This is a genomic window from Stutzerimonas chloritidismutans AW-1, assembly GCF_000495915.1.
Taxonomy (GTDB): domain Bacteria; phylum Pseudomonadota; class Gammaproteobacteria; order Pseudomonadales; family Pseudomonadaceae; genus Stutzerimonas; species Stutzerimonas chloritidismutans.
Window position 1 is genome coordinate 1 of sequence record NZ_AOFQ01000038.1, and the last position, 18,839, is coordinate 18,839.

The 18,839-nt window shown below is 66.3% G+C and carries 18 protein-coding genes and 1 pseudogene; 6 read left to right on the plus strand and 13 right to left on the minus strand.

The features are described 5' to 3' along the window. The 4 genes and pseudogenes from F753_RS50020 to F753_RS37630 form a co-directional block, all read right to left on the minus strand. Positions 1–146: pseudogene (locus F753_RS50020) on the minus strand (AEC family transporter); the annotation flags it as partial. 129 nt (positions 147–275) lie between these two features. Then, positions 276–794, minus strand: coding sequence for a hypothetical protein (locus tag F753_RS37620; RefSeq protein ID WP_023444776.1), 519 nt, complete (start codon positions 792–794; stop codon positions 276–278). A gap of 61 nt (positions 795–855) precedes the next feature. Beyond that, complete coding sequence (locus F753_RS37625) at positions 856–2,028, minus strand: zinc-dependent alcohol dehydrogenase (RefSeq protein WP_023445566.1); 1,173 nt, start codon at positions 2,026–2,028, stop codon at positions 856–858. Positions 2,029–2,176: 148 nt separating this feature from the next. Then, positions 2,177–3,037, minus strand: coding sequence for an SDR family oxidoreductase (locus F753_RS37630; RefSeq protein WP_023445567.1), 861 nt, complete (start codon positions 3,035–3,037; stop codon positions 2,177–2,179). Positions 3,038–3,173: 136 nt separating this feature from the next. Here F753_RS37630 and F753_RS37635 point away from each other — a divergent pair, with 136 nt between their 5' ends. From F753_RS37635 to F753_RS37645, 3 genes are all read left to right on the plus strand, one after another. After that, positions 3,174–4,094, plus strand: a complete 921-nt coding sequence (locus tag F753_RS37635) for a hydrogen peroxide-inducible genes activator (RefSeq protein WP_014822082.1) — start codon at positions 3,174–3,176, stop codon at positions 4,092–4,094. A gap of 4 nt (positions 4,095–4,098) precedes the next feature. Then, entirely contained in the window at positions 4,099–6,171 is a 2,073-nt protein-coding gene (gene recG / locus F753_RS37640) for an ATP-dependent DNA helicase RecG (RefSeq protein ID WP_023445568.1), read from the plus strand. A gap of 75 nt (positions 6,172–6,246) precedes the next feature. Then, the gene (locus tag F753_RS37645; protein WP_023445569.1) at positions 6,247–7,650 is read left to right on the plus strand and encodes an aminoacyl-tRNA deacylase and HDOD domain-containing protein; all 1,404 of its coding nucleotides are present in this window, start codon (positions 6,247–6,249) and stop codon (positions 7,648–7,650) included. Positions 7,651–7,707: 57 nt separating this feature from the next. On the opposite strand, the gene F753_RS37650 is transcribed toward F753_RS37645, so the two are convergent. The 9 genes from F753_RS37650 to gspE all read right to left on the minus strand — a co-directional run bounded on the left by F753_RS37650 (position 7,708) and on the right by gspE (position 15,370). Then, positions 7,708–8,223, minus strand: coding sequence for a type II secretion system protein M (locus F753_RS37650; protein WP_023445570.1), 516 nt, complete (start codon positions 8,221–8,223; stop codon positions 7,708–7,710). Continuing rightward, a complete protein-coding gene (gene gspL / locus F753_RS37655; RefSeq protein ID WP_023445571.1) occupies positions 8,223–9,356 on the minus strand; it encodes a type II secretion system protein GspL in 1,134 nt (377 codons plus the stop codon). Before gspL ends, F753_RS37650 begins: the two co-directional genes overlap by 1 nt. A gap of 3 nt (positions 9,357–9,359) precedes the next feature. Next, complete coding sequence (gspK, locus tag F753_RS37660; RefSeq protein ID WP_023445572.1) at positions 9,360–10,349, minus strand: type II secretion system minor pseudopilin GspK; 990 nt, start codon at positions 10,347–10,349, stop codon at positions 9,360–9,362. Next, positions 10,346–11,059: a type II secretion system minor pseudopilin GspJ gene (gene gspJ, locus F753_RS37665; protein WP_023445573.1), complete on the minus strand. Its 714-nt coding sequence runs from the start codon at positions 11,057–11,059 to the stop codon at positions 10,346–10,348. Before gspJ ends, gspK begins: the two co-directional genes overlap by 4 nt. Continuing rightward, positions 11,056–11,475 (minus strand): type II secretion system minor pseudopilin GspI, encoded by a 420-nt coding sequence (gene gspI, locus F753_RS37670; RefSeq protein WP_023445574.1) that lies wholly within the window; start codon positions 11,473–11,475, stop codon positions 11,056–11,058. The genes gspJ and gspI overlap by 4 nt, the downstream gene beginning before the upstream one ends. Continuing rightward, positions 11,472–12,041 carry a type II secretion system minor pseudopilin GspH gene (gene gspH / locus F753_RS37675; RefSeq protein WP_023445575.1) on the minus strand — a complete coding sequence of 190 codons (570 nt, stop codon included), beginning with the start codon at positions 12,039–12,041 and terminating at the stop codon, positions 11,472–11,474. The genes gspI and gspH overlap by 4 nt, the downstream gene beginning before the upstream one ends. Before the next feature lie 3 nt (positions 12,042–12,044). Beyond that, positions 12,045–12,479: a type II secretion system major pseudopilin GspG gene (gene gspG, locus F753_RS37680; protein WP_003301913.1), complete on the minus strand. Its 435-nt coding sequence runs from the start codon at positions 12,477–12,479 to the stop codon at positions 12,045–12,047. A gap of 5 nt (positions 12,480–12,484) precedes the next feature. Then, a complete protein-coding gene (gene xcpS, locus F753_RS37685) occupies positions 12,485–13,699 on the minus strand; it encodes a GspF family T2SS innner membrane protein variant XcpS (RefSeq protein ID WP_014822091.1) in 1,215 nt (404 codons plus the stop codon). Between the two features lie 156 nt (positions 13,700–13,855). Further along, a complete protein-coding gene (gene gspE, locus F753_RS37690; RefSeq protein WP_023445576.1) occupies positions 13,856–15,370 on the minus strand; it encodes a type II secretion system ATPase GspE in 1,515 nt (504 codons plus the stop codon). 521 nt (positions 15,371–15,891) lie between these two features. On the opposite strand from gspE, the gene F753_RS37695 reads away from it, so the two are divergent. The 3 genes from F753_RS37695 to F753_RS37705 are packed head-to-tail and all read left to right on the plus strand — an operon-like array spanning position 15,892 to position 18,784. Further along, positions 15,892–17,013 (plus strand): Re/Si-specific NAD(P)(+) transhydrogenase subunit alpha, encoded by a 1,122-nt coding sequence (locus tag F753_RS37695; RefSeq protein ID WP_023445577.1) that lies wholly within the window; start codon positions 15,892–15,894, stop codon positions 17,011–17,013. A gap of 13 nt (positions 17,014–17,026) precedes the next feature. After that, entirely contained in the window at positions 17,027–17,344 is a 318-nt protein-coding gene (locus tag F753_RS37700; RefSeq protein ID WP_003284152.1) for an NAD(P) transhydrogenase subunit alpha part 2, read from the plus strand. 3 nt (positions 17,345–17,347) lie between these two features. Further along, a complete protein-coding gene (locus tag F753_RS37705; RefSeq protein WP_023445578.1) occupies positions 17,348–18,784 on the plus strand; it encodes an NAD(P)(+) transhydrogenase (Re/Si-specific) subunit beta in 1,437 nt (478 codons plus the stop codon). Positions 18,785–18,839: the final 55 nt, after the last annotated feature.

An 18,839-nucleotide genomic window follows, 5' to 3' on the forward strand; every position in this document is an offset into this window, starting at 1 on the left:
AACAGCAGCGCCGGCGGCCCCAGCCAGACCACGAACCGATTGAGTTCGGAAGCGCCGGTTGGCCCCATCCTGCCGCTACGGCGGCACAGGTAACCGAGCAGGATCAGCGCAAAGACGGGCAAGACGACATTGACGACCGAAGACATGGACTCTCATCTGCAAGCTGGCGGCGCGGCGCAGGGCCACGACCGAAACGGCCGGCCACCATAGCAAATGCGGCGGATCGTCGCGCTCAGAGTCGACCAGGCACTACCCAGCCAACCCTGGGTTTCAGCTCAATGAAGCGACGGCGAATAGCCGTTGGGCGCGGCCCGCGCGGCGGCGAACTCGGCCTCGACGCTGCCACGCATCTGCGCAGTGCCGCCGGGGAAACCGCTGCGGTCTCTGTAGTCCCATTCGACCACCGGCACCTGCTCGGCATCCAGACCCTTGGCGCAGCTCAGGTCCAGCGCAGTAATGCCGGCCACCGCGCCGGCGGCAATAGCCGCATTCGCCGGCTCGTGGCCGTGCTCGATGCTCCAGCCGAGACCGGCCAGGTCCAGTGCATCGCCGCCGATACGACCGTAGATCCAGGGTTTCGGATCATCCGCCAGCAGGATGCCGACACCGGTGGCGATCTCGCGCAGCCCGCAGGCGCGGACCAGCCCGTCGCTGCCGGGCATGCCGATAAAGCGTGCGACCTGCCGCGGCGCCACCAACTGGACGACGCCCAGACCGATACTGAACCAGCCCAGCCCCCGCGCCAGCGTGCGCGCGGAATGGTTGGGCCGGGTGACTTGACGTGGAATGCTCATAAAGACTCCTCGCTCGATAACGTGGCTCGGCCGATCCCTACGTTAGGGATCGGCGACCGGTTCATGGCTTGAGGACCACCTTGATACAGCCGTCATGCTTGTCGCGGAAGGTCTTGTACATCTCCGGACCCTGCTCGAGGCTGACGCTGTGGGTAATGACGAAGCTCGGATCGATCTCGCCTTCCTGGATGCGCCGCAACAGATCGTCGGTCCAGCGATTGACGTGGGTCTGGCCCATGCGGAATGTCAGGCCCTTGTTCATCGCCGCGCCGAACGGGATCTTGTCGATCAGCCCGCCGTAGACGCCGGGAATCGAAATGATGCCGGCCGGGCGGCAGACGTAGATCATCTCGCGCAGCACGTGCGGGCGGTCGCTCTCGAGCATCAGCGCCTGCTTGGCGCGGTCGTACATCGAATCGATCGAACGCGCAGCGTGCGCCTCCATGCCCACCGAGTCGATGCACTTCTCCGGCCCCTTGCCGCGGGTCAGCTCCTTGAGGCGTTCAAGCACGCTCTCTTCGTCAAAGTTGATGGTGATGGCACCGCCGGCGCGGGCCATGGACAGGCGCTCGGGCACGTTGTCGATACAGATAACCTGCTCGGCGCCCATCATCACCGCGCTGCGGACGGCGAACTGGCCGACCGGCCCGGCACCCCAGACTGCCACGGTGTCGGTGGGCTGGATGTCGCATTGCGCCGCGGCTTGCCAGCCGGTGGGGAGAATGTCGCCGAGGAACAATACCTGCTCGTCAGTCAGACCATTGGGGATCACCACGGGACCGACATCGGCATAGGGCACGCGGACGTATTCAGCCTGACCACCGGCATAACCGCCGGTGAGGTGGGTGTAGCCATAGAGGCCAGCGGTGGTGTGGCCGAAGACTTTGTCAGCTACGTCCTTGTTGCGGTTGGTTCGCTCGCACACCGAGAAATTGCCGCGCCGGCACTGGTCGCACTCGCCGCAGACAATGGTGAAGGGCACCACCACGCGGTCGCCAACCTTGAGCTTCTTGTTCGCCGAGCCGACCTCCATCACCTCGCCCATGAACTCGTGGCCCATGATGTCGCCGTGCTGCATGCCGGGCATGAAGCCGTCGTACAGGTGCAGGTCGGAGCCGCAGATGGCGCAGGACGACACCTTGATGATGGCGTCGCGAGGGTCTTCGATGGAGGGGTCGGGGACGTGGTTGTCGCAGCGGATATCGTGCTTGCCGTGCCAGCGGAGGGCTCTCATGGACAATCTCCTGGTCGGGTTTCGGAAACGCCGTCTCGGTGATTCTCCTTTGCTGCCTCGCTGTAGCTCCTCTGTCACGGTGCGGCGTGCTGTCAGGATTTTAGTAAGCAGCGCCGCACCAGAGTTGCCCGATTACCGACGGGCTGCACTAATGCCGATTGCGATCCAGCGAAGCGTAACCGTCGCGATAGCTGGGGTACCTGGGTTTCCAGCCCAACGCACGGGCGCGGGCATTGCTGCAGCGCTTGCTGCCGGCGCGGCGGGTCATGCTCTGCTCGGCCCAGTGGGTGACGCCCAGGCGTTCGCGCAGCCAGTCGACCACCTCGTGCAACGGTGCCGGGTCATCGTCGACGCCCAGATAGCAATCTTCCAGCGCAGCACCACTGGCGTCGCTCTGCAGCAGAAACGCCAGCAGCCCGGCGGCGTCGTCGCGATGGATGCGATTGCTGTACTGCGGCGGATCGCGCTCGACACGCAAACCGGCGCGCACCTGATTCTGCAGCCAGGGGCGCTTCGGGTCGTACAGCCCACCCAGACGCACCCGCGTTACCGGCAGGGCGCTGTCGAGCGCCAGCTGTTCGGCCTCGAGCATCACCCGACCGGTGAAGCCGCCGGGCTCGGTGGCCGAGTCCTCGTCGATCCACTCGCCGTCGCGCTGGGCGTACACACCGGTGCTGGAAACGAACAGCAGCCGCCGAGGGCGCTGGTCGCGCTGCTGTAACCAACCGAGCACATTGCGCAGGCCTTCGACATAGGCCTGGCGATAGCCGGCTTCGTCATGTTCGGTGGCGGATGCGGCATAGACCAGATAGTCCAGCGAGCCGTTGGGCCAGCAGCGCGGACAGGTCGGCTCGGAAAGGTCGCCGTTGACCGGCAGGATCGGCACTGCCAGCTGGGCGGCGTTGCGCCGCAGGCCGTACACCGTCCAGCCATCCCGACTCAGTTGCAGACCGAGACGACTGCCAAGGTCGCCACAGCCTGCGATCAATACGCTAAGGCGCTTGCCCATGTTCTGCTCCCTCAGTTGTAACCCGCCGCGCGGGCCGCACGAAACCGCAGTGTACCGACTTTCGAAGCCTGGCCGACCGGTTGGTTCTGCGCTGCGCAAAAGGCTATGCTTGCCGGCACATTGATGGATGCTGACTATGACTCTGACCGAATTGCGCTACATCGTGACCCTTGCCCAGGAACAGCACTTCGGCCGCGCCGCTGAACGCTGCCACGTCAGTCAGCCGACCCTTTCGGTCGGTGTGAAGAAGCTCGAGGACGAGCTCGGTGTGCTGATCTTCGAGCGGACCAAAAGCGCAGTGCGCCTGACCCCCGTCGGCGAAGGCATCGTCACCCAGGCGCAGAAGGTGCTGGAGCAGGCACAGAGCATTCGCGAGCTGGCCCAGGTCGGCAAGAATCAGCTGGCCGCACCGCTGAAGGTCGGCGCCATCTACACCGTCGGCCCTTACATGTTCCCGCACCTGATTCCGCAGCTGCATCGTGTGGCGCCGGACATGCCGCTGTACATCGAAGAGAACTTCACCCACATCCTGCGCGACAAGCTGCGCACCGGCGAACTGGACGCGATCATCGTCGCGCTGCCGTTCCAGGAAGCCGACGTGCTGACCAAGCCGCTCTACGACGAGCCGTTCTACGTACTGATGCCGGCCGACCATCCGTGGACGGCAAAGGAAACCATCGACGCCGAGATGCTCAACGACAAGAGCCTGCTGCTGCTCGGTGAAGGCCACTGCTTCCGCGATCAGGTGCTCGAAGCCTGTCCGACCACCCGCAAGGGCGAGGCACCGAGCCACACCACGGTGGAATCCAGCTCGCTGGAAACCATCCGCCACATGGTCGCCTCGGGCCTGGGCGTGTCGATCCTGCCGCTGTCGGCGGTGGAGAGCCACCACTACTCCCCCGGTGTGCTGGAGACCCGCCCGCTGACGCCGCCGGTGCCGTTCCGCACCGTGGCGATCGCCTGGCGCGCCAGCTTTCCGCGGCCCAAGGCCATCGAGATCCTCGCTGACTCGATCCGCCTGTGTTCGGTAGGCAAGCCGCCATCGGCGAAAGCCTGAGGCCATGAGCGAACTGGCGACCGTTCCGGTCACCGCACTCAAGGGCGTCGGCGCCGCACTGGCCGAGAAGCTCGCCAGGGTCGGCCTGGAAACCCTGCAGGACGTGCTCTTCCACCTGCCGCTGCGTTACCAGGACCGCACCCGCGTGGTGCCCATCGGTGCCCTGCGCCCGGGGCAGGACGCGGTGATCGAAGGCGTGGTGTCCGGCGCTGATATCGTCATGGGCCGCCGCCGCAGCCTGCTGGTACGCCTGCAGGACGGCAGCGGCACCCTGAGTCTGCGCTTCTATCACTTCAGCCAGGCGCAGAAGGAAGCCATGAAGCGCGGCACCCAGCTGCGCTGTTACGGCGAAGCGCGGCCCGGGGCCTCGGGGCTGGAGATCTACCATCCGGAATACCGCGCACTGACCGGCGAGCCGGCGCCTGTCGAGCAGACTCTGACCCCGATCTACCCAACCACCGAAGGCCTGACCCAGCAGCGCCTGCGCAACCTCAGCGAGCAGGCTCTAAGCCGCCTCGGCCCGCACAGCCTGCCGGACTGGCTGCCCGCCGAGCTGGCCCGTGATTATCGGCTCGGCCCGCTGGATCAGGCCCTGCGCTACCTGCACCGTCCGCCGGCCGACGCCAATCTGGAAGAACTCGCCGAAGGCCGCCACTGGGCCCAGCACCGCCTGGCCTTCGAGGAACTGCTGACCCATCAGCTGTCGCTGCAGCGCCTGCGCGAGCGGGTGCGCGCGCAGCAGGCGCCGGCGCTGCCGCCGGCGCAGAAGCTGCCGCAGCGCTTTCTCGCTAACCTCGGTTTCGCGCCCACCGGCGCGCAGCAGCGTGTCGGTGCCGAGATCGCCTATGACCTGGCCCAGGACGAGCCCATGCTGCGTCTGGTGCAGGGTGATGTTGGCGCCGGCAAGACGGTGGTCGCCGCCCTCGCCGCCCTGCAGGCGCTGGAAGCCGGCTACCAGGTGGCGCTGATGGCGCCGACCGAGATCCTCGCCGAGCAGCACTTTCTCAACTTCAGCAAGTGGCTCGAACCGCTCGGCATCGAGGTCGCCTGGCTGGCCGGCAAGCTCAAGGGCAAGGCCCGCGCCGCCGCGCTGGAGCAGATCGCCGGCGGCTGCCCGATGGTGGTCGGCACTCACGCGCTGTTTCAGGACGAGGTGGTCTTCAGGCGCCTGGCGCTGGTGATCATCGACGAGCAGCACCGCTTCGGCGTGCAGCAGCGCCTGGCCCTGCGCCAGAAAGGCATCGACGGTCGACTCTGCCCGCACCAGCTGATCATGACCGCCACGCCAATCCCTCGCACCCTGGCGATGAGTGCCTACGCCGATCTCGATACCTCGATCCTCGACGAACTGCCGCCAGGGCGTACGCCGGTGAACACCCTGGTAATCGCCGATAGCCGGCGCCTGGAGGTGATCGAGCGGGTGCGCATCGCCTGCAACGAGGGGCGCCAGGCGTACTGGGTGTGCACCCTGATCGAGGAATCCGAAGAGCTCACCTGCCAAGCCGCGGAAACCACCTTCGAAGACCTCTCGGCGGCGCTGGTCGGGCTGCGCGTCGGGCTGATCCACGGGCGCATGAAACCGGCCGAGAAGGCCGCGGTGATGGAGCAGTTCAAGCGTGGCGAGCTGCAACTCCTGGTCGCCACCACCGTCATCGAAGTGGGCGTCGACGTGCCCAACGCCAGCCTGATGATCATCGAAAACCCGGAGCGCCTGGGCCTGGCCCAGCTGCACCAGCTGCGCGGGCGGGTCGGCCGTGGCAGTGCGGCAAGTCATTGCGTGCTGCTGTACCATCCACCGCTGTCGCAGCTCGGCCGCGAACGGCTGGCGATCATGCGCGAAACCTGCGACGGCTTCCTGATTGCCGAAAAGGATCTAGAACTGCGCGGCCCCGGCGAGATGCTCGGCACCCGCCAGACCGGCCTCTTGCAGTTCAAGGTCGCCGATCTGATGCGCGATGCCGAGCTGCTCCCGGCGGTGCGCGATGCCGCCCAGGAATTGCTGGCGCGCTGGCCGCAGCACGTCAGCCCGCTGCTCGAGCGTTGGCTGCGTCATGGCCAGGAATACGGCCAGGTATGACAACCATCCGTCGCCACACCATCCGTGGCTGACGGCTTCGCTATACTCCGGCAGGTCACTACAACGGGTCCGCTCATGAATTCTGCTGTCGACACCGAAAGCTGCTCCGAACTGCCCCTCCTGATCACCAAGCTGTTGAAAGACCTCGGTGTGAGTTACCAGATCCAGCGCGATCGCCCCAATTTTCCCGCCGCCCAACGGGTTCAGGCAGTGCTGCTGGACGACAGCATCGGCGCCATGCTGGTGCTCTTCCCCCAGAACCATCTGCTCGATCTCGCGCGCCTGGCCGAGCTTACCGGCCGCGAGCTGGCAGCTGTAAAGCCGGAGCGACTGGCCCGGATGCTGGGCAAGCACCAGTTGAGCCGCCTGCCTGGCCTGCCGCCGCTGACCAGTTCGCCCTGCCTGTATGAAGAATGCCTGATGCAACAGCCACGGCTGCTGGTTGAATCCGGCCAGCCTGGCCTGCTGGTGGAGGTCAGCAGTGGCGACTTCAAGCGTCTGCTGAGCAAGGCCACGGCCGGTAGTTTCGCCGTACCGCTGAGCAGCATCCGGCCGAACCTGGACCGCCCGGACGACGACCGCGCCGAGATCAGTCAGGCGGTGCAGAGTTTCACCGCGCGACGCATCCAGAAGCGTCTGGAAGAAACCATCGAGATTCCGCCGCTGCCGCATACGGCGCAGAAAATCATCAAGCTGCGGGTCAACCCCGACGCCACGGTCGACGACATCACCGGCGTGGTGGAAACCGACCCGGCATTGGCGGCGCAGGTGATCAGCTGGGCGGCCTCGCCCTACTACGCCGCTCCCGGGCGCATCCGCTCGGTGGAAGACGCCATCGTCCGCGTGCTCGGCTTCGACCTGGTGATCAACCTGGCCCTTGGTCTAGCGCTGGGCAAGACCATCAGCCTGCCGGACGACAAGCCGCAGGACGCCACGCCCTACTGGCAACAGGCGATCTATACAGCCGCGGTCATCGAGGGGCTGACCCGTGCGATTCCCCGCGAACAGCGCCCGGAACCCGGCCTGAGCTACCTCGCCGGACTGCTGCACAACTTCGGCTATCTGGTACTGGCGCACGTCTTTCCACCGCATTTTTCGCTGATCTGCCGGCACCTGGAAGCCAACCCGCACCTGTCGCACAGTCACGTCGAGCAGCATCTGCTGGGTATCACCCGCGAGCAGATCGGTGCCTGGCTGATGCGTCTGTGGGGCATGCCCGAGGAACTGGCGGCCGCCTTGCGTTTCCAGAACGACCCCGGCTATGACGGCGAAGATGCGGCCTATCCGAACCTGGTCTGCCTGGCGGTACGCATGCTGCGCAACCGTGGCATCGGCAGCGGGCCGGATACCGAGGTGCCGCAGCAGCTGTTCGATCGCCTGGGTATCACCCGCGAGAAGGCCAACGACGCGATTGCCAAGGTACTCGCCGCTGAAGCCGCCTTGCGCGCCCTGGCGATGCAGTTCAACTCGCCACACTGACAGCCCGCGCCGCCGGGTCTGTGCCTCGCGCAGGCCCGGCGACGGATCAGGGCGCCATCAACTCCCCGCGCGAAAGCTCACCCGCGCATTCACCAGCCCTTCACCGGCGCGCTCCAGGCTGACGTCAGCAATGCTCACGCCCTGCCCCTGCAGGGTGTCGAACCAGCGCAACAGCAATGCGTACGATGCCCCCGGCAGGCTCACCTGCAGGCTGCCGTCGCTGCCATTGTCGAAGCTCTCGATTCGCAGGTTGCCCTGCTGCGCGCTTTCGGTGATCACCCCCTGCAGCTGCTCCGGCGCCAGCTCGACCTGGTTGCTGCGCTCCATCTGCCGCGCCAGTTCGGTGTTCTGCTCCATGTAGGCATGCAGTTCGCGCTGCGCCTGGTAATACGCGCGAGCGTCGGCGGCCTGGCGTTGCGCCGGCAGCCACAGCCAGAGATAGAACAGCACGGCGAGCAGAAAGGCGCCGAGCAGGCTCAGCGAGGTGCGCTCACGGGGCGCCAGGCGCTGCCAGCGCTGCCACAGCGGCGAATCGGCGAGGCGCACGGCCAGTTGTTGCTTGAGATTCATCATCAGCCTCCGATCACCACGCGCGCGCTGACGCCATCGCCTTCTCGACTGGCCGAGCCCAGCTGCACGCTCTGACCGGTGTCACCCAGGCGTTGGCGCAATGTTTCCAGCGTGGGAAAGTCCATGGCCTGCACCTGCAGCGCCAGATCGCCGCGATCCTGGTTGTAGTCGAGCTGGCCGATGGTCACCGGAATGCCGTCCTCCAGTGCCGCGGCGGCGTGGTCGAGCAGGCGCAGAAAGCCCGCCTGGCCACCGCTGCCGCGGGCCAGATGATCATCGAACTGCGCGCGCATGTTGACGATGCGGATGTCCTCGGGAAACAGCTCGCGATACAGCGCCAGACTGGCCTCGGCGTAGGCATCACCCTGGCGCTGGAAATACCAGGCCTGGCTCAGGTTGAAGCCCAGCTGCACCAGCAGGATCAGGCCGGCGACGGCGAATAGCGGTTTCCAGTAACCGAGGCCGGTGTTGCCGACCTCCACGGCGAAGTCACCCTGGGCGAGGTTGATCGCTGCCGCGCGCTGCGAACCGAGAAACGCATAGGGATCGTCCACCTGCCGGTAGTCGTCGAGCGCCAGCGGCGGCTCGCTTTCACTGCCCTGGGCATGCCAGGGCGCCGGGCAGAGGCCGGACAGCTGCGGCCAATCCTCGGTGGCGAAGGCCAAGCGCGTTTCGCCGACGCCGCCGAGCAGGCCACGCTCACCGATGAACAACAGCTGCGTGCCCTCCCGCGGCAGCAGATCGGCGTCGACATGAATCGCCACGATCAGCAGGCCCAGCTCGCGCAACTGGCCAAGCCAGTCATCCAGCAGCTGGCGGCGGATCGCCACGACCCGCAGGCGGCCGTCCGGCAGTGCTTCGCCGAGGGCCAGATGCAGATCGTCGACGTTCTCTGCCAGCAGCTCCTCGGCGGCGTAGGCCAGCGCCTGCTGCATCCAGCGCGCCTTGCGCGTCGGCAGGGTGACGGCGAAAAAGCTGCAGACTTCCGCCGGCAGGATCAGGCTGATCGCGCCATTGCCTGCGGCGCATTCGCCCAGTGGCTGCCAGCGGCCGGGTTCGTCCTTTGGCAGCCAGTAGGCGCGGGTCTCGGCATCGAGCCGGGCCGGACTGTCGGCGGGCAGAAACAGGCAATCCATGGTCTAGCGTTCTCCGTCGGATGGGAGGGTCTGCCGGGCAGGCTGACCGAGATTTCGCGCGAGCACGCGGACACTGCCGTCCTGCTCACGTTGCAACAGGCTGACCAGCGCCAGCCGGCGGTCGCCCAGGCGCACTTCACTGGTGGCCTGGAAGAATTGACTGCCAACCGCCAGCGCAGTGCCCTGCAGCGTAGTCCCGGCCAGCGCCGGCTGCGCGAGGAATGCCGCGCTGTTGCGAAACGGCGCGGCACGGCGCAGCTCGACCAGCGACTCGGCCGCGCCGAGGCTGAGGTTGTCGCTCAGGCTGGAAAGCACCATCGCGCTCGCCGTGTTGACGTTCAGCGGCACGTTGGGCGGCAGCGCGACGACATAGGGCGCCAGGCGCTGGAAATCTTCCTCGCGCATGTCCAGCAGTAGCCGCAGCTCGGACAGGTCATGCAACCGGCGACCGGCGCTGCGATAGGGCGTATCGAGGCCGAGATAGGCGTTGTCTTCGGCACCCAGCTCACCGCTCGGCTGCTGGTCGGGGTCGATCCAGTCGAGCAGGCGCTCGGCATAGGGCGCGCTGATCTGCAGACGCAGCAGCAGCCGGCGGAACTGCTCGACCGCGGCGGGGTTGGGCTGCTGGTCGCGCAGCAGGTCGTTGAGGTTGAAGCGTCCGGCGAGATCCTCGATACGCACGAGGATCTCGCCCTGATCGATCTCGAACGCCGGCAGCGGCTGCGCCCAGGGCTCGAGCAGATGATCGACGGCCGCGGCCTCACCATTAGCGCCCGTCTCGCCCGTCGCACCAGCCCGCAGATCGCGAGCGAGCATGGCCTGGGCCAGCGCTTCGCCGCCCAGCGCGTAGTGCCAAGCCTGGCGTGCCTGCAGCTGGTTGCTGCTGGCACGAATGCTGAGCTGCTGACGCGCCACCATTGCCGCGCTGACCACGGTGACGATGGCCACCACCAGCAGCACGGTGATCAGCGCCACACCGCGCTGGTGCTTCATTGCGGCAGCTCCCCTTCGAACGGCTCGGGCACGCCCTCGGCGCCGGGCAGCGCCTGCTGCGTCGCCTGCTCGACGGCGTCGGGCAGGCGCAGCAGACGGGTGATACGGCCGTAGCGGGCGTGCTCGATATTCAATTCCAGGGCGATCGGTAGGCGCTCGGCGGCATTCTCCGGGCTGCCGCGGCCGAAATCGAACGGCGGCCACTCCTCGTGCCACACCGCCTCTTCGTCCAGGTAGCGCAACTGCAGGCCCTGCACGTCTTCCAGTACCCGCTGCACGCGCGGCTCGCTGTCGAGGTCACGGTCCAGCACCACCCAGTAGACGCGCTCGAGGTTGTCGCCAGCCAGGCGCCAGCGCACCCGCTGCAGATTGGCGCGACGCAGCCCGGTGGGATTGCGCCAGCCGGCACGGGTCAGCTCCAGCACCGGCGCGCCGTCTTCGCCATCGAGCTGCCCGATGAAGGCATTGCGCTCGTCGCCGAACTCATCGCGGATCGGCCGCCCGATCACCTGCTGCAGGTCACGTTCGAAGGCCCACACCGCGCGGCTCAGCTTGCGCAGCTGCAGCTCCTGGGCACGCACCGCCTCATCGCTTTGCAGCACCGCTTCGAGCATGCGATAGGTGCCGAGGCCAAGCAGCGCGAAGAGGGCGATGGCAATCAACAGTTCGAGCAGGGTGAAACCGGCGCTGGTGCGCGCATGAGCGTTCATTGGCGCGCGGCTCCCGGGCCGACACCGATGAATCCGGTAAGGCTGGTGACCGCGCGCTCGGGTACCGGATCGCTGCGGCCACGCGATGTCTGCAGCGCAACCCAGACGGTCACCCGCAGCAGGCCCGGATCGGCGCTGGCCTCGATTTCGCTGAGGGTCTGCCACTGGCGGCCGCCGTATTCCAGCGCCTGGGTTTCGCGGCCGATGGCAGGCGGGGTCTGCTGCAACTGCAGTTCGCTGATGCGGTTGTCGGCGATCCAGCCGGCCAGGGTCAGTTCCTCCAGCCGCCCGGCGTTGCTCAGGCTGCGCCCGGCCGCGGTGAGCACCACGGCCGACACGCTGGCGAAGATCGCCAGTGCCACCAGCACTTCCAGCAGGGTGAAACCGCGGCCGGCCCTGGCCAGGCGCCTGCTCATCGCCTGTCCTCGATGACTTTTGCCTCAGGCAGACGGAAGCCGTCGCTGGTGACCAGCCAGCCACCGCCGCGCGGCTTGCGTTCGGACAGGCGCAGGCTGAACGGCGACAGCTCGCCGCTGGAAAGAATCAGCAACTGCGGCTCCAGCCGCGGCGCACGACGTTCGGTTCGCTCGCCTTCGCGCGACAGCCCGGCGCGGTCGTCCTCGCGCTGAGTCGGGGCCACCAGTTCCAGCGGCGTGCCGTCCAGCTCAAGGTCCAGGCGCATCCACTCCGGGACCTTGTGCACCTTGCGCCGTTCGACTTCCAGCCAGCGCGTGGCAGCTTCGTCGTAACGCAGTACGCGATAGCCCTCGCTGTTGACCAGCAGACCGTATTCGCGACTGTCGAGTACCGCCTCGTCGCTGAGCACGCCGATCAGCGCGGCCAGGCGGCGCGCCTCGTCACGCAGCTCGCGCGAGGTGCTCGAACCGCCGACACTGAGCACCGCCACGCTGACCAGAATGCCCAGCAGGACAATCACCACCAGCAGTTCGATCAACGTGAAGGCGCGGGCGCGCTGCCGCATCGATTAGAGGTCCCAGTTACCGATGTCGGCGTTGAGGTCGCTGCCGCCGGGCTTGCCGTCGGCGCCGAAGGAGTAGAGGTCGAACTGGCCCTGGGTGCCTGGCGAGAGATACTGGTAGTCGTTGCCCCACGGGTCCTTGGGCAGGCGCTTGAGGTAACCGTCGCGGTTCCAGTTCTTCGGCTGCGGGTTGCCGGAAGGCTTCTTCACCAGCGCCTCCAGCCCCTGCTGGGTGCTCGGGTAGGCGAAGTTGTCCAGCTTGTACATGTCCAGCGCGGCGGCGACGGCCTTGATGTCGCCCTTGGCCACGGTGACCTTGGCTTGATCGGGGCGGCTCATCACCTGCGGCACCACCAGCGCAGCGAGGATGCCGAGGATGACCACCACCACCATGATTTCGATGAGGGTGAAGCCCCCTTGCGTGCGTCGTTGCAACTTCATTGTCGTTACCCCACCAGTTGGTTGAGAGAGAGGATCGGCATCAGGATCGCCAGCACGATTACCAGCACCACAGCCCCCATGAACACCAGCATGAACGGTTCGAACAGGCCGACCAGCAGAGACACCTGAGCGGCGAGGTCGTTCTCCTGATTACGCGCGGTTCGCGCCAGCATCTGATCCAGTTCACCGGATTTCTCGCCGCTGGCGATCATGTGCAGCATCATCGGCGGGAATTCGCCGGTGGCATCCAGCGCGCGGGTCAGGCTGCTGCCTTCGCGCACTTTCTGCGCAGCCTCCACCACCCGCTCGCGGATGCGCAGATTGGCGATCACCGCGGCGGCGATGGACAGCGCCTCCACCAGCGGCACGCCACTCTTGGTGAGGATCGCCAGGGTCGAGGCGAAGCGCGCGGTATTGGTCGCCCGGCTCAGGCGGCCGATCAGCGGTATCCGCAGAATGAACGCATGCCAGCGCAGGCGCACGGCCGGGTCGCGCAGTGCCGCGCGCATGGCGAGGAACGCGGCGATGATGCCGAGCACGATCAGCCAGCCCCAGTTCTTCACCACGTCGCTGGTGGCGATCAGCCCGCGGGTCAGCGCCGGCAGTTCCTGGCCGGTGTTGACGAATACCTTGACCACGTCCGGCACCACATAGCCGAGCAGCAGCACGACGATGGCCAGCGAGGCGACCATCAGGATCACCGGATAGAGCAGCGCCAGCTGGATCTTCTGCCGCGACTGCTGACGCTGATCGGTGTAGTCGGCGAGCTGGTCGAGCACCAGCCCGAGATGGCCGGCGTGCTCTCCGGCCGCCACGGTGGCGCGGTAGAGCTCGGGAAACGCCGACGGATATTCGCGCAAGGCCGCAGCCAGGCTGTGGCCTTCCATCACCCGCGCACGCACGGCCAGCAGCATCGATTTGATCTTCGCCGAGGTGGACTGCGCCGCTGCCGCGCGCAAGGCTTCCTCGATCGGCAGCGCGGCCTGTACCAGCGTCGCCAGCTGCCGGGTGACCAATGCCAGATCGCGCGCCGACAGGCCGCGGCCGAAACTCAGGCCGCCACGGCTGACGTCTTCCTTGGACTTGGCCTGCTTCACCTCCAGCGGCGCCCACTGCTTCTCGCGCAGCAGCTGGCGCGCCTGACGCGGGCTGTCGGCTTCGATCAGGCCCTTCTGCTCACGGCCACGCGGGTCGAGGGCAAGGTATTCGAAAGCAGCCATCAGGCGGTCTCCAACACTGGCGACTGGCGGTCAAGACCGCTCCCACACAGGCAGCGCACACACGTGGGGGCGGCCTTGGCCGCGAATGGCGTCACCGTGCAGCGTCGGTCAGGCTGCAGATGCCTCTCCAGGCGAGCCGGTAACAACCCCATCCCCTCACTCCTCACGCGTCACCCGCAGCACTTCCTCGATGGTGGTCACGCCCTCGCGCACCTTGCGCAGGCCGTCGTCGCGGATGCTCGGCCCCAGTACCCGAGCGTGACGCAGCATGTCCTGCTCGCTGGCGCGGGTGTGCACCATGGTGCGCAGGGCGTCGTCAAACAGCACCAGCTCATAGATGCCGGTACGCCCGCGGTAACCGAGGCCCCGGCACTGCTCGCAGCCTTCGGCGTGATACAGCGTGGGTGCGTTGTCCGGACTCACACCGAGCAGCGCGCACTCGGCGGCATCGGCGACGTAGGCACGTTTGCAGTCATTGCACAGCACCCGCACGAGGCGCTGGGCCAGCACACCGAGCAGCGAGGAGGAAATCAGGAACGGCTCGACACCCATGTCCACCAGGCGCGTGACGGCGCCGATGGCGCTGTTGGTGTGCAGCGTGGAGAGCACCAAGTGACCGGTCAACGAGGCCTGCACGGCCATGTCGGCGGTTTCCTGATCGCGGATCTCGCCGACCATCACCACGTCCGGGTCCTGGCGCAGGATGGCGCGCAGGCCGCGGGCGAAGGTCATGTCGACCTTGGCGTTGACCTGGGTTTGGCCGATGCCTTCGAGGTGGTATTCGATGGGGTCCTCAACGGTGAGGATGTTGCGCGTACGGTCATTGAGGGTGGTCAGCGCGGCGTAGAGCGTGGTGGTCTTACCCGACCCGGTGGGGCCGGTGACCAGAATGATCCCGTGCGGTTTCTTCACCGCCTGCTCCAGGTGGTCGCGATCCTGCTCGTTCATGCCCAAATGGCGCAGGGTCAAGCGCCCGGCCTGCTTGTCCAGCAGACGCAACACCACCCGCTCGCCATTGGCCGAGGGAAGCGTGGAGACACGGATGTCGACCTCGCGGCCGCCGACGCGCAGCGAGATGCGCCCGTCCTGCGGGATACGCTTCTCGGCGATATCCAGCTTGGCCATGACCTTGATCCGCGACACCAGCAGCGCCGCCAGCTCGCGCTTGGGCTGCACCACTTCACGGAGGATGCCATCAACTCGAAAGCGGATCACCAGGCGCTTCTCGAAGGTTTCGATATGGATATCCGAGGCGTTCTCGGCAATCGCCTCGCCGAGGATTGCGTTGATCAGGCGAATGATCGGCGCGTCGTCCTCCTGCTCCAACAGGTCCTCGGTTTCCTGGATCTGGTCGGCCAGGCTGGCCAGGTCGAGGTCGTTGCCCAGCCCCTCGACCATCAACATCGCCGCCGAGGAATCGTGCTGATAGGCGGCACCGAGCGCCTGATCGAAATCAGCCTGCGCTAGCCATTGCATCGGCAGACGCATACCAACGACCCGCTGCGCCTCCTGCACCGCCGTCAGCGCGGCGCCCTCGCGTAGGCCGAGGCGCAGCTCGCCGCCACGCTCCAGCAGGATCACGCCGTGCCGACGCGCAAAGGCGAACGGCAAGCGGCGCTGGGCCGGCTGTTCGAGCAGCGTGGTGACTTCGTTTACATCGAGTTCGGGCATCGTCCAGCTCCACCAGCGATACGCAGCGACCCGACGTCACTGCGCTCGAAACACTCCAATCGGGTCCAACCAGCCTAGTTGGACTACAAGGATTGAATGACATTTCAACGTGCGCGCGTTTTTCCTGCATACCCGACTTAACCCGACACCAAGGTCGGAGATGCTTGGCACCGCTGACGAATACCCTGTCAATGGCGCGTCATTCATGATGCGGCCGTGTCGTGTGCCTGGCGCGGACGAACTGGTCGTACGCAGAGCCAAACAGGACGCAATCTGCAGCGAAACACGGAAAACAGGCAGTCATCCTGCGACCGGCGCGTCAAATACAATCGTTTGATTGAAACAGTTGTTTGATTTTTTCAAGGCTTGCAGAATGCCGCGCCGGGCGATCCGTTTTTGCGCTTCGCCCGGCTGGCTTCACCTGTTCCATACCCCGTCCGCCAGAGCAGCGGGCGGGTGAAAAGCACGTCGGTGCGCGGCTCGCGCAGCACCGGTCATGATCACGCAGGAGAACAACAACAATGCACATCGGTGTTCCTCTCGAAACCCACTCCGGGGAAACGCGCGTCGCCGCGACCCCGGAAACCGTCAAGAAACTGATCGGCCAAGGGCACCGGGTGACGCTGCAAAGCGGCGCCGGGTTGCTTTCCAGCGTGCCGGACAGCGCCTATGAAGCGGTCGGCGCAACCATCGGCGATGCGGCCGCGGCCTTTGCCTCCGAGCTGGTGCTGAAGGTCAATGCGCCGGACGATGCCGAACTGGCGCAGATGCAGTCCGGCAGTGTGCTGCTGGGCATGCTCAACCCGTTCGATAACGCCTGTATCGCGCGCATGGCTGCCCGCGGCGTCACCGCCTTTGCCCTGGAAGCCGCGCCGCGTACGTCCCGTGCACAGAGCCTGGACGTGCTCTCGTCGCAGGCCAACATCGCCGGCTACAAGGCGGTGCTGGTCGGTGCCCATCACTACCCGCGCTTCATGCCGATGCTGATGACCGCCGCCGGTACGGTGAAGGCCGCACGCGTGCTGATCCTCGGTGCCGGTGTCGCCGGGCTGCAGGCCATCGCCACAGCCAAGCGCCTGGGTGCAGTGGTCGAGGCTTCGGACGTGCGTCCGGCGGTGAAGGAGCAGATCGAATCGCTCGGCGCCAAGTTCGTCGACGTGCCGCTTGAGACCGACGAGGAGCGCGAATGCGCCGAAGGCGTCGGCGGCTATGCGCGGCCGATGCCGGCCTCGTGGATGGCGCGTCAGGCGCAGGCGGTGCACGAGCGTGCGCTGCAGTCGGACATCGTCATCACCACCGCGCTGATCCCGGGCCGCAAGGCGCCGACGCTGCTGCAGGAAGCCACCGTCGAGCAGATGAAGCCCGGCTCGGTGATCGTCGACCTGGCAGCCGGCCACGGCGGCAACTGCCCGCTGACCGAGATCGACCAGGTGGTGGTGCGCCACGGTGTGACCATCGTCGGCCACGCCAACCTGGCGACGCTGGTAGCGGCCGACGCCTCGGCGCTGTACGCCCGCAACCTGCTGGATTTTCTCAAGCTGGTCATCGACAAGGACGGCCAGTTCCAGCTCAACCTCGAAGACGACATCGTCGCCGCGTGCCTGATGTGCCGCGACGGCCAGGTCGTGCGGACCAACGGTTAAGGGAGACGCGAACATGGATCTGATTTCGGACGGCATCTACAACCTGATCATCTTCGTGCTGGCGATCTACGTCGGCTACCACGTGGTCTGGAACGTCACCCCGGCCCTGCACACGCCACTGATGGCGGTCACCAACGCGATTTCGGCGATCGTCATCGTCGGCGCCATGCTGGCCGCAGCGCTCACCGTCACCCCGCTGGGCAAGGCCATGGGCACCCTCGCCGTGGCGCTGGCCGCGGTCAACGTGTTCGGGGGCTTCCTGGTCACCCGTCGCATGCTGGAAATGTTCAAGAAGAAGGACCGCAGCGCGGCCAAGGCGGAGGGCAAGTAAGCCATGAGCATGAACCTGATCACCCTGCTCTATCTGGTCGCCTCGGTGTGCTTCATCCAGGCACTGAAGGGCCTTTCCCACCCCACCACCTCAAGACGCGGCAACCTGTTCGGCATGATCGGCATGGGCCTGGCGGTACTGACCACGGTCGGCCTGATCTTCAAGCTCGGCAGCGAGCTGGCCACCGCCGGCATCGGCTACGTGATCGTCGGCCTGCTGATCGGCGGCAGCGTCGGCACCGTCATGGCCAAGCGCGTCGAGATGACCAAGATGCCCGAGCTGGTCGCCTTCATGCACAGCATGATCGGCCTGGCCGCGGTATTCATCGCCATCGCCGCCGTCGTCGAGCCGCAGTCGCTGGGCATCGTCGAGCAGATCGGCTACGCGATTCCGGTGGGTAACCGCCTGGAGCTGTTCCTCGGCGCGGCCATCGGTGCCATCACCTTCTCCGGTTCGGTGATCGCCTTCGGCAAGCTGTCCGGCAAGTACAAGTTCCGCCTGTTTCAGGGTGCCCCGGTGGTATTCAAGGGCCAGCACATGGTCAACCTGGCCGTGGGCCTGGCGATCGTCGGCCTAGGCCTGGTCTACACCTTCACCGGCAACCTGACCGCCTTCGCCATCCTGGTGGCGCTGGCGTTCGTCATCGGCGTGCTGATCATCATCCCCATCGGCGGCGCCGACATGCCGGTGGTGGTGTCGATGCTCAACTCGTATTCGGGCTGGGCGGCGGCCGGTATCGGCTTCTCGCTGAACAACTCGATGCTGATCATCGCCGGCTCGCTGGTGGGCTCTTCCGGCGCGATCCTCTCGTACATCATGTGCAAGGCGATGAACCGCTCGTTCTTCAACGTGATCCTCGGCGGCTTCGGTGCCGACGCCGATGCCGGCGGCCCGGCGGGCGCGCAGTTGGAGCGCAACGTGAAGTCCGGTTCGGCCGACGACGCGGCCTTCCTGCTGACCAACGCCGACACCGTGATCATCGTCCCGGGCTACGGCCTGGCGGTCGCCCGCGCGCAGCACGCGCTGATGGAGCTGGCCGAGAAGCTGACGCACATGGGCGTGACCGTGAAGTACGCGATCCACCCGGTGGCTGGACGCATGCCGGGGCACATGAACGTACTGCTGGCCGAGGCCGAGGTGCCTTACGAGCAGGTTTTCGAGATGGAGGACATCAACTCCGAGTTCGGCCAGGCCGACGTGGTGCTGGTACTTGGCGCCAACGACGTGGTCAACCCGGCGGCGAAGACCGATCCGAAGTCGCCCATCGCCGGCATGCCGATCCTTGAGGCCTACAAGGCCAAGACGGTCATCGTCAACAAGCGCTCCATGGCCAGCGGCTATGCCGGCCTCGACAACGAGCTGTTCTACATGGACAAGACCATGATGGTCTTCGGCGACGCCAAGAAGGTGGTCGAGGATATGGTCAAGGCCGTGGAGTGATCGCCTCGCGCTGAAACGAAAAACCCCTCCCGGCCCTTGCCGCAAGGGGTTTTTC